The following is a 9,677-nucleotide window of genomic DNA, read 5'->3' as shown; positions in this document are numbered from 1 at the left end:
GGTGATGGGGTGGTGGGGTGAAATTCTCTCCCCATCTCCCCATCTCCCTAGCCCCTAAGCTGCTTGTGCAGAAGTTGTTTCAGGGTTTGATATGTATTTGAGTAAAACGCCGCGATCGCCAATGACAAATCCTTGGTCTGGTTGAAAGAAAACAATCTTGTACAAATTAGCAGCTACTTCTTCTACATCACGGTCTTTTTCCCAGGTTTTGCCGCCGTCGGTACTCCGTAGCAAATTACCGCTACCGCCACCTATCCAAATTTCATTGGGCGTGCGGTATGCTAAGTCGAGTAAACCCCAACTGGTGGATAATTCTGGAAATTCTGCTTTTTGCCACTCGTCAACTTTGGTTGGTTCGCTAAACTGGATTTGGCCTCCTCTAGCTAGCATCCACAACTGACCATTATCAAGAAAACCCATATTTTCTACCCGCCGAGAACTATTGCGGTTGTGAGGAACCCAAGCATTTTCCCCTGGTTCCCAAGTCGAGTAGAAATTACCTTTAGCAGAAACGGCAACATATTTGCCATCGGTAGAACGTTCTAAGTTACGCACTACTCCCACCGCTGATTCTACTTTGGCTTTCCAGTTTTTGCCGCCATCTGTGGTTTGATAGATGGCTCCCACATCAGTAGCCAACTCGGCTGTGTTGTCGGCCAGTGCCTTAATGGCAATGGGGTTACCTGGTAGCTTTTCGCTCAGAGAAATCCGCGACCAAGAAGCACCTTCATCATTGGTATGAATTAAAAATCCAGGTTCTCCTGCTATCCAGCCTTCTTTACCCAGAAAACTTACTGAGTTAAAGCGATACTTTTGCTCATCTAGTTGCAGTGTTATTGGTTTCCAAGTATCACCTCCGTCTTTGGTTTCCAACAGAGTGGTATTGCTACCTACCAAATATCCATGCTGAGGATTACCAGTAAATGCAATATCCAGCAACTTCTCATTTGTTGGCACAGAAATGATTTTCCAAGGATTGTAGCTAATAGAGGGGACTTTGCTACAACCAATACACATCAGGACTACGAGTAACAAGGCAAATATTCGTTGCCAACTTTTCACAATTGAATGCATCAGTATCTCTTACGATTGATTCTAAATTTGTGTAGGGGTTTTCTAAAAGGTTTACCTTAAAGGCTACAGTTGCTCTACAGACTACAGAATTCAGAACTCAGGACTTAGAACTCAGCACTCAGGATTCAGAATTTAGAACTCATAACTCCTAACTCCTAACTCCTAACTCAGCCCTCCCAAGCGGATGTTATTGTAAGCCGTAGAGACTAAGAAAAAACAAAAAGACAAGAGCCAAAGCACCAAAAATGAGAACATTTTTTTGGGTTGGCGTTAGGCTGTTGACACCCAAACCGTAACCGAGATTTTCTTTAAAGCCAGATGCCGCACCTACAGGCCCGATGTTTGCAAAAGCCGTTTTCTTGGCACTACAAACTGGACAGCGCCAAGTTATCGGCAGTTCTGCAAAGGGTGTTCCTGAAGTAATGTCATGTTTGTCATCTCCCTTTTCGGGTTCGTAAACATAACCGCAGGCGCGACACTCATAGCGGTCTAACACTGAAGTCTCAACAGCTGGTTCGGTCATGGCTAAGGCCTCGCAGAGGAGAAATCTTAAATATACGTTAAAAATTATGACATAACTGTTAGACTTTTCTATCAATACTAAAAACGAATCAAATACCTGAAGTCTATTTGTTTCGTAGATTTCAGAAAAATCAAACAGATATAATGTAAAAGAAATGTAACGCAAATCAAGGGATTGGGCATGGGGCATGGGTTATGGGGAAAGGTAAAGGGGCAAGGGGAAAAGGGGAAAGATTAAATTTATTTCTTTTCCCTTTTCCCATTAACCTTTTCCCCTGCCTCAAAAGCCTCCCCTGCTCCCCCTGCTTTCTCATTCCCCAGTCCCTAGTCCAACCAAAATACTTCATAGCGGTAGATACTCATTGTGTTTGTCCTCAGCGGTTACGAGTACTTACTAGGCTTCTTAATTATCTGTAGCCTAGTTCCTGCCTTAGCGCTCTCAGCATCCAAGCTCCTACGACCCAGTGGTTACAGTCCTGAACGGCGTACAACTTATGAATCAGGTATGGAACCCATTGGGGGAGCCTGGATTCAGTTCAATATCCGCTACTACATGTTTGCTCTGGTCTTCGTAGTTTTTGACGTGGAGACTGTATTCTTGTATCCTTGGGCGGTAGCTTTCCACCGTTTGGGGCTATTGGCATTTATTGAAGCGCTAATCTTTATTGCAATTCTTGTAATTGCTTTAGTTTACGCATGGCGTAAAGGAGCTTTGGAATGGTCTTGAATTCTAACTTAATAACCCAGGACAAAGAGCAAATCATCAACCCCATTGAGCGTCCTACTGTCACTCAAGACCTTTCAGAAAATGTCATTTTGACTACGGTTGACGATCTCTACAACTGGGCGCGGCTTTCTAGTTTGTGGCCGCTATTGTTTGGTACAGCTTGCTGCTTTATTGAGTTTGCAGCTTTAATTGGCTCGCGATTTGATTTTGACCGTTTTGGTCTAATTCCTCGTTCTAGTCCCCGTCAAGCTGATTTAATCATTACGGCAGGCACAATTACCATGAAGATGGCACCCCAATTGGTGCGTCTTTACGAACAAATGCCTGAGCCGAAGTATGTAATCGCGATGGGTGCTTGTACGATTACTGGCGGGATGTTCAGTGTTGATTCTCCCACAGCTGTACGCGGAGTTGATAAACTGATTCCTGTGGATGTGTATTTGCCTGGTTGCCCTCCTCGTCCAGAAGCAATTATCGACGCGATTATTAAGCTACGGAAGAAAATCGCCAATGATTCGATGCAAGAGCGGAATAAAATTAAGCAAACTCACCGCTACTACAGCACGACTCATAACCTCAAGCCAGTGGAAGAAATCTTAACTGGTAAGTATTTGCAGTCAGATACTCGCTCTGTACCACCGAAAGAATTGACAGAAGCCATTGGTATGCCTGTACCACCCGCGTTGCTGACAGCAAAGACACAGAAGGAGGAACAAAGCCGTGGCTGAAGAAGAATCTAAACCAGTACCAGCAGTTAAAGAAGATTCATTGGTAGAAGCTGGTCAAGTTTCCCAGTGGTTGACGGAAAATGGTTTTGACCATGAGGTTTTGGCACCAGACAAAAACGGGGTGGAGATAATTAAGGTAGAGCCAGATTTCTTGCTCCCCACCGCTACAGCCCTTTATGCCTATGGATTTAATTATCTCCAGTTTCAAGGTGGTATTGACCTGGGGCCAGGACAGGAATTGGTGAGCGTGTATCATTTGATTAAAGTCGGTGATAATGCAGATCAGCCTGAAGAAGTCCGCTTAAAGGTATTCCTACCACGAGAAAATCCCAGAGTGCCTTCAGTGTATTGGATTTGGAAGACCGCTGATTGGCAAGAACGCGAGTCTTACGATATGCTCGGCATTATCTATGAAGGACATCCCAATCTCAAGCGAATTTTGATGCCAGAAGATTGGGTGGGTTGGCCTTTGCGGAAAGATTACGTCTCGCCTGATTTCTACGAGTTGCAAGACGCTTATTAATTTAATTAGTGCTGAGTTTAACCAGTGATTAACCCCTTTCCGGTGGCGGAGAGGGGTAATGTTTTTGATGTGCATCTAAAGTTAAGTGTTGACTGTTCACAGTTAACAGTCAACCGTCAACAATAATGAAATATTTTCCTTGAAAGTCCGTCAATTACAGTATCAGGTTAATGCAAAATATGAAGTCTTGAACTTACCAACCGCCCGATCGTGCTAAATTACTAAAACTTGAAGTTGGGAAACTCCGGTGAAATTCTGGGACTGTGCCGCAGCTGTGATGGGAACGCCTAAGTCAGAATGCCAACTTTCATGTCCTCAGGACATACTCACCGTCTACTCCCTGCGTTGCACGGGGAAGGAGTTCTCAGTTTGGTTTCTGGATTTGCCACTTGTCCTGGCTTGTTTTACGCGACACCCGCCGAAGATGGTATACTGTCTCGGATGAGAATCCCAGGCGGGATGATTAATAGCGAACAGTGTTACACCATCGCAGACATAGCACAAGAGTATGGCGGTGGTTATGTGGATGTGACTAATCGAGCTAACCTACAAGTCCGCGAAATCCGCACTTCCATCGATGCTCAAGTTCTCCAGCACCTACAGGATATGGGACTGGGTTCTCGCAACAGCAATGTAGACCACATCCGCAATATTATGACCAGCCCAACTGCTGGCATCGATCGCCTAGAATTAATAGACACTCGTCCTTTTGTTCGAGGTTGGGATAATTATCTTGCTACACATCCAGCGTTATCAGCACTGTCAGCAAAATTTAGCGTATGTTTTGATGGTGGTGGAATTGTTAGAGTAAGCGATCGCCTAAATGATATCCTATTCGCTGCGGTCTTAGTTGATGGCGATGTTTACTTCCGCCTCCATTTGTGTGTAGGCGCAAAAAATCGATTAGCAAGCGATACCAAAATTTTGTTAACACCAAATGATTGTTTACTCGTCTTGGCAGCTTTAACAGATGTCTATCTGTATCATACTCAGATAGATAATCAGCGTCGGCTACGTTTAAGAGACTTACTAAATACCTTTGGTTGTGAAAATTATCTTCAGCAAGTCCAGCAACGTTTACCGTTTCCCCTGACTCGAAGTGAAACATGCCCAACTGGACAAAAAATAGATACTAACTTTCAGTATATTGGCATTCATCCCCAACGCCAGCAAGGATTATTTTACATTGGTGTCGTCTTACCTCTTGGACGTTTAGAAAGTCGGCAAATTCGGGGGTTAGCAGATTTAGCAGCAAAATATGGTAGCGGAACTCTCAGGTTAACTCCCTGGCAGAACGTACTCCTGGCAGATATTCCTCAATCAAGGCTTAGCGATGTTCAAAATCAAATTACTCTGTTAGGATTAGATTCCTCAGCCACCAATATCAAGAGTTCATTAATTGCTTGTTCTGGTAACAAAGGTTGTGCCGCTTCTGCCACCGACACCAAAAGTCATGCATTGGCATTGGCAGAATATCTCGAAAATCGCGTCACTCTCGAATACCCAATTAATATCCACTTTACTGGCTGCCAAAAATCCTGCGCCCAACATAGCCAAAGTGAGATTACTCTGCTCGGTGTCAACTTAGAAACAGATAATAAAACCATCGAAGCCTATCATATTTATCTTGGTGACACCAACAGCAACCACAAATTTGGTCGCGAACTATACCAATACGTCACTTTCCCCGAACTACCCTTGTTAATAGAGCAAATTCTACAAACGTATAAATTTGAACGTCAAAACTCCATCTGAAATCTCTAATTCTCTTTAGGCCTGGAACGCCTGTGCGTACAAATTCATCACTCCCCGCCATGCCCGACTACATCCGAGACGCCAACGAAATCTACCGCAATTCCTTTGCCATTATCCGTTCAGAAGCCAACCTAGATATCCTGCCACCAGATGTAGCAAAAGTAGCAGTACGTCTGATTCATGCCTGTGGAATGACTGATATCGTCACTGACTTGGGATATTCATCCACAGCAGTGCAATCTGCAAGAACAGCACTAGCAGCAGGAGCGCCGATTCTCTGCGATTGCCGGATGGTTGCTGAAGGTGTAACCAGGCGGCGCTTATCTGCAAACAATCAAGTTATCTGTACCCTGAATTATCCTGAAGTGCCAGATATTGCCAAAAGTCTGAATACTACAAGGTCAGCAGCAGCTTTAGAATTATGGCGATCGCACCTCGAAGGATCGGTGGTAGCCATTGGTAATGCTCCCACCGCCCTGTTCAGATTATTAGAAATGCTGGATGAAAAAGCGCCTAAACCTGCTATTATATTAGGCTTTCCAGTGGGATTTGTTGGTGCGGCCGAATCGAAAGCCGCACTGGCAGCAGATAGCAGAAATGTACCATTTTTAACATTACACGGTCGGCGTGGTGGCAGTGCGATCGCCGCCGCCGCCGTTAACGCCTTGGCAACGGAGGAAGAATAATCATGAATACCAAAGGTCGTCTTTATGGAATTGGTGTTGGGCCGGGCGATCCAGAATTATTGACTCTCAAGGCACTACGGCTATTGCGTGCAGCTCCAGTGGTAGCCTATCAATCAGCCACAGATCGTGAAAGTATTGCTAGAGGCATCGTAGCGCAATATCTCACTGGGCAGCAGATAGAGGTGTTATTTCACCTCCCCCGTGCTTTAGAACCAGAAAAAGCCAAATCTATTTACGACAAAGAAGTTGAACCAATCGCTGCTCATTTAGCAGCAGGGCGAGATGTGGTGGTGCTTTGTGAGGGCGATCCTTTTTTCTATGGCTCCTTCATGTACCTGTTCACCCGATTATGTGACGAATACCAAATAGAAGTCGTCCCTGGAGTTTCCTCACTGATGGCTTGTCCGGTAGCTTTAGGCGTACCTTTCACCTACTACAACGACATTCTCACAGTCCTACCTGCACCACTACCAGCAGAAGAACTCACCACACAATTGTTAATGACGGATGCAGCAGCAATTATGAAACTTGGTCGTCATTTTACCAAAGTGCGCGACATTCTGCACAAATTAGGACTAGCATCGCGGGCAAGATATATTGAACGAGCAACAATGACGCAGCAACGTATTATACCCTTAGATGAAGTAGATCCCGCACAAGTACCGTATTTCGCAATGATTGTGATCCCAACCAAAAATCGACTTTGAAGAAGAATACAGAATTCAGAATTCAGAATTCAGAATCAAGACGCTCTCTACGAGACGCTACGGGACGCGGACACGGCTTAGCTGCGCTATCAGTGGGGGATTCCGACCCGCCATTGATTGTTCGCGTAGCGTCTCTCCTTGGGAGAAGACCACCAAATTGAAAATTTGGTGGGGGAAATAGCGGTCACAACTGGATAATTAATTTTATGACTAAGCTGATTTTACTGGAATAATACCTTTATCAAAAACGCTATTATCAGTAGCGATCGCTTTTACTTCTATTCTATCGGCATACACTTCATAGACTGCAAAACTCAACCTTTCAGCAGAATATTCTGTCCACTCAGAACGCCCCACAGGACGAGTACCCGCACCACCACCAGTAATTAAATAAGTCGTTCCATTAATTGCACGGGTGCGTTCGTAATGATGTTCGTGACCATTGATATAAACTTGAACGCCGTATTTTTGAAACAAGGGAGTAAAAGTTTTAATAAACTCTGGATTACTTCCATATACACCAGAAGCATAAATTGGATGATGACCAAATACAACTTTCCAAGCAGCATTACTGCGACTTAATTCTTTTTCTAACCAAGGTAACTGGTTTTTCCAATCAGCATTACTATTAGTATCTAAAGCAAAAAATTGTACACTTCCCCGGCGAAATGTATAATATCGTCTGCCGTTCATATTAAAACCGATATACTTCACTTGTGGGTCGCCATTTGCAGTACGAATATCATGATTGCCTAAACAAGCTTGAAATTTTACACCCTGCTTGAGCAAAGCTTGATATGGACGCTCAAAAACTGCACTAATTTTTTCAATTTCGCCGTTATTGTAAATGTTATCTCCAGCTAAAATCACTAAATCATAAGGATTTTGTTTGTGATAAAAATTCATTGCCCCAGCCACAGCGTACTGTCCTTTAGCGCCAGTTCCTGTGTCTGCAACAGATACAAAACGTAATAATAAGTCTTTTTTCGGTGGGTTGGCGGCTATGGCTGTTGTGGAATCGCTAAGATCGGCATTTTGATAAATTTTCTGGCTTAACATCCAGCCTAAAAATCCCGTACCGATAGCACCCAGACTACTTAAAAATAAAAATTGACGGCGTTTCAGGTTCATAACTCACCAAATTTAATAAATAGTTCGTTTCCAGAGAAGTAAGTGCAATGAAGTGATACATTAAGGCAAAAGAGGCAGCACAGTAATAATGTACGTTGTTTGTCTTTGATTCGCTGCTTTTGGTGAAAGTTCCATGTCACAAGACAATCCAAAACCGACCGATGAGCAGGTAACTAAACCTCCCCAAAAACCTTACCAAAGAGTTCAGCCAATTTGGAAGGCTACAATTATCCAAATTCTCAGAGGGACAATTGGGGTTTTAGAAGTAACAGTGGAAAAACTAGAAACAGCGCCCCCAACTGGTGCTGAAGAAACTCCTGGTTTTTTGCAACAGCTTCAGTCGCGCTGGGGTGGACTATTAAGGACAGTCCGCTTATTTTTACCATCAAATTTATCAACAAAGTTATCGGATACAGCCTTGACGGGAATTATTGCTGGAATTGCCATAATTCTTGTTTGGACAACTACAACTATTTTTAGTGGTAAACCAACGGAAGTAGCAACAGTTCCACCAGTGGAAGAAGTTCCCACAGCAACACCAACTATAACTACTCCCCCAGAGTTAGTTACACCAGAACCACAGCCACCAGAAGAAATTACGCCACCGCCAGAAGAAGTAACGCCGCCAGAAGCGCAACAACCACCAGAGGAAATTACGCCATCGCCAGAACCAGAACCGGAACCAGAAGTAATTCCCACGCCAACGCCAACACCAACACCAACTATAGAATTGACACCCGAACAAGCCTTAATTGTGGCTATTGAAAATCAGGTAGCCGAAATTAGCGATCGCATCGCCTCCGGTCTGATAAAGTCAATTCAAGCCAACTTCCGCACGAGTAATCTCACCGTCATTATTAGCAACGATTGGTACACTCTCCCAGAATCTCAACAGAATCAACTCGCTGGTGAAATTTTACAACGTTCTCAACAACTTGATTTTACTCATTTAGAAATTCTCGATTCCCAAAACCGCCTGATAGCCCGTAACCCAGTTGTTGGTACTGAAATGGTAATTTTTAAACGGCAAGCAACAAGTTCAACAACTAGTTAAAAATTGGCGTTGCATATTTTGAGAACCAGGATTTTTAGATGGCAATATCTAAATTCCATACCTGATTTGTGCAACGCCCTCAAACCCCAAAATTGTTAAAAAATAAAATGTATAAAATCTGTTTTTATCTCACTTTTTGTATTCATTAGAAAATCGATGATAACCTGTTGCATTATCTACGATATAGGTGTATTTTAGAGATTGACTTTTTCACAAATTACAACAAGGCTCAATTGATATTTATCATTTGCAGCAAAGGTTGTGTTGTAAATTTTTATAATCACCTAATTTAAAAGTTGAGCTTCAAGCATTTATGTTAGACAACGTTTCGCTATTGCTCCAAGCTTGTGAAAACTTAAATATCAGCTATGAAATTATTTATCCTGCTGAAAATTTAATTAAAGTAAAATTCGATGATAAATACCATTATTTTTGTAATTATAGTACCCCATTAATTAATCAAGCAGTAGCAAAGATTTTAAAAGATAAGGAATATACTTATCATATTTTAAATAAAAAAATTAAACTCCCTCAAACAATTGGTTTTCTTTCGCCCTACTGCGATCTTAAATATAAAATGTACTTAAAATTTCCAACTATTGAAGATATTATATTAGAAATTACAGAAAAATTTTCAATACCTGTGATTGTCAAAAGAAACTCTGGTTCCAGCGGACACAATGTGTTTTTATGCCAGAACAAAGATGAAATTAGAAATGCTGTAAAACAAATTTTTGATATCAATAATAATAGATATGATTATATTGCTC

Annotated in this window: 10 protein-coding genes, 1 pseudogene and 1 riboswitch; of the genes and pseudogenes, 8 read left to right on the top strand and 3 right to left on the bottom strand. The window is 42.6% G+C overall.

Annotation, left to right across the window (positions count from 1 at the left end; all coding sequences use genetic code 11):
* Positions 1-54: 54 nt before the first annotated feature.
* Together GNE10_RS26830 and GNE10_RS26825 are read right to left on the bottom strand one after the other, a co-directional pair.
* Positions 55-1,074, bottom strand: coding sequence for a photosynthesis system II assembly factor Ycf48 (locus GNE10_RS26830; protein WP_185568431.1), 1,020 nt, complete (start codon positions 1,072-1,074; stop codon positions 55-57).
* Positions 1,075-1,261: 187 nt separating this feature from the next.
* Positions 1,262-1,597 (bottom strand): rubredoxin, encoded by a 336-nt coding sequence (locus GNE10_RS26825; RefSeq protein WP_185568428.1) that lies wholly within the window; start codon positions 1,595-1,597, stop codon positions 1,262-1,264.
* 363 nt (positions 1,598-1,960) lie between these two features.
* On the opposite strand from GNE10_RS26825, the gene ndhC reads away from it, so the two are divergent.
* The 6 genes from ndhC to GNE10_RS26795 all read left to right on the top strand — a co-directional run bounded on the left by ndhC (position 1,961) and on the right by GNE10_RS26795 (position 6,722).
* Complete coding sequence (gene ndhC, locus GNE10_RS26820) at positions 1,961-2,323, top strand: photosynthetic/respiratory NAD(P)H-quinone oxidoreductase subunit C (protein WP_099066067.1); 363 nt, start codon at positions 1,961-1,963, stop codon at positions 2,321-2,323.
* Positions 2,314-3,051, top strand: coding sequence for a photosynthetic/respiratory NAD(P)H-quinone oxidoreductase subunit K (gene ndhK, locus GNE10_RS26815; RefSeq protein WP_099066066.1), 738 nt, complete (start codon positions 2,314-2,316; stop codon positions 3,049-3,051). Before ndhC ends, ndhK begins: the two co-directional genes overlap by 10 nt.
* Positions 3,044-3,574 carry an NAD(P)H-quinone oxidoreductase subunit J gene (locus GNE10_RS26810; protein ID WP_185568426.1) on the top strand — a complete coding sequence of 177 codons (531 nt, stop codon included), beginning with the start codon at positions 3,044-3,046 and terminating at the stop codon, positions 3,572-3,574. Before ndhK ends, GNE10_RS26810 begins: the two co-directional genes overlap by 8 nt.
* A 191-nt stretch (positions 3,575-3,765) precedes the next feature.
* Positions 3,766-3,898, top strand: a riboswitch (cobalamin riboswitch).
* Complete coding sequence (gene cobG / locus GNE10_RS26805; RefSeq protein WP_185568424.1) at positions 3,872-5,329, top strand: precorrin-3B synthase; 1,458 nt, start codon at positions 3,872-3,874, stop codon at positions 5,327-5,329. (Overlaps the previous riboswitch by 27 nt.)
* 59 nt (positions 5,330-5,388) lie before the next feature.
* Positions 5,389-6,015 carry a precorrin-8X methylmutase gene (locus tag GNE10_RS26800; RefSeq protein ID WP_185568433.1) on the top strand — a complete coding sequence of 209 codons (627 nt, stop codon included), beginning with the start codon at positions 5,389-5,391 and terminating at the stop codon, positions 6,013-6,015.
* A gap of 2 nt (positions 6,016-6,017) precedes the next feature.
* Positions 6,018-6,722, top strand: a complete 705-nt coding sequence (locus tag GNE10_RS26795; RefSeq protein ID WP_185568421.1) for a precorrin-2 C(20)-methyltransferase — start codon at positions 6,018-6,020, stop codon at positions 6,720-6,722.
* Between the two features lie 210 nt (positions 6,723-6,932).
* Here GNE10_RS26795 and GNE10_RS26790 read toward each other — a convergent pair whose 3' ends face one another.
* Entirely contained in the window at positions 6,933-7,853 is a 921-nt protein-coding gene (locus GNE10_RS26790) for a metallophosphoesterase (protein WP_185568419.1), read from the bottom strand.
* Between the two features lie 133 nt (positions 7,854-7,986).
* Between GNE10_RS26790 and GNE10_RS26785 the strand changes: the two genes are divergently transcribed.
* Together GNE10_RS26785 and GNE10_RS26780 are read left to right on the top strand one after the other, a co-directional pair.
* Complete coding sequence (locus GNE10_RS26785) at positions 7,987-8,907, top strand: hypothetical protein (RefSeq protein WP_099066060.1); 921 nt, start codon at positions 7,987-7,989, stop codon at positions 8,905-8,907.
* A 313-nt stretch (positions 8,908-9,220) separates the two neighbouring features.
* Positions 9,221-9,677: pseudogene (locus GNE10_RS26780) on the top strand (alpha-L-glutamate ligase); the annotation flags it as partial.

Source organism: Nostoc sp. 2RC, assembly GCF_014222165.1.
Lineage (GTDB): Bacteria > Cyanobacteriota > Cyanobacteriia > Cyanobacteriales > Nostocaceae > Nostoc > Nostoc linckia.
Note: the sequence above shows the minus strand (reverse complement) of the source record. Positions and strands in the feature narration are given on the sequence as shown.

Excerpts from the sequence above, each read along its gene's own strand:
- GNE10_RS26830 (WP_185568431.1), bottom strand. The coding sequence starts at position 1,074 with ATGCATTCAATTGTGAAAAGTTGGCAACGAATATTTGCCTTGTTACTC.
- GNE10_RS26825 (WP_185568428.1), bottom strand. The coding sequence starts at position 1,597 with ATGACCGAACCAGCTGTTGAGACTTCAGTGTTAGACCGCTATGAGTGT.
- ndhK (WP_099066066.1), top strand. The coding sequence starts at position 2,314 with ATGGTCTTGAATTCTAACTTAATAACCCAGGACAAAGAGCAAATCATC.
- cobG (WP_185568424.1), top strand. The coding sequence starts at position 3,872 with ATGCCAACTTTCATGTCCTCAGGACATACTCACCGTCTACTCCCTGCG.
- GNE10_RS26800 (WP_185568433.1), top strand. The coding sequence starts at position 5,389 with ATGCCCGACTACATCCGAGACGCCAACGAAATCTACCGCAATTCCTTT.
- GNE10_RS26795 (WP_185568421.1), top strand. The coding sequence starts at position 6,018 with ATGAATACCAAAGGTCGTCTTTATGGAATTGGTGTTGGGCCGGGCGAT.
- GNE10_RS26790 (WP_185568419.1), bottom strand. The coding sequence starts at position 7,853 with ATGAACCTGAAACGCCGTCAATTTTTATTTTTAAGTAGTCTGGGTGCT.
- GNE10_RS26785 (WP_099066060.1), top strand. The coding sequence starts at position 7,987 with ATGTCACAAGACAATCCAAAACCGACCGATGAGCAGGTAACTAAACCT.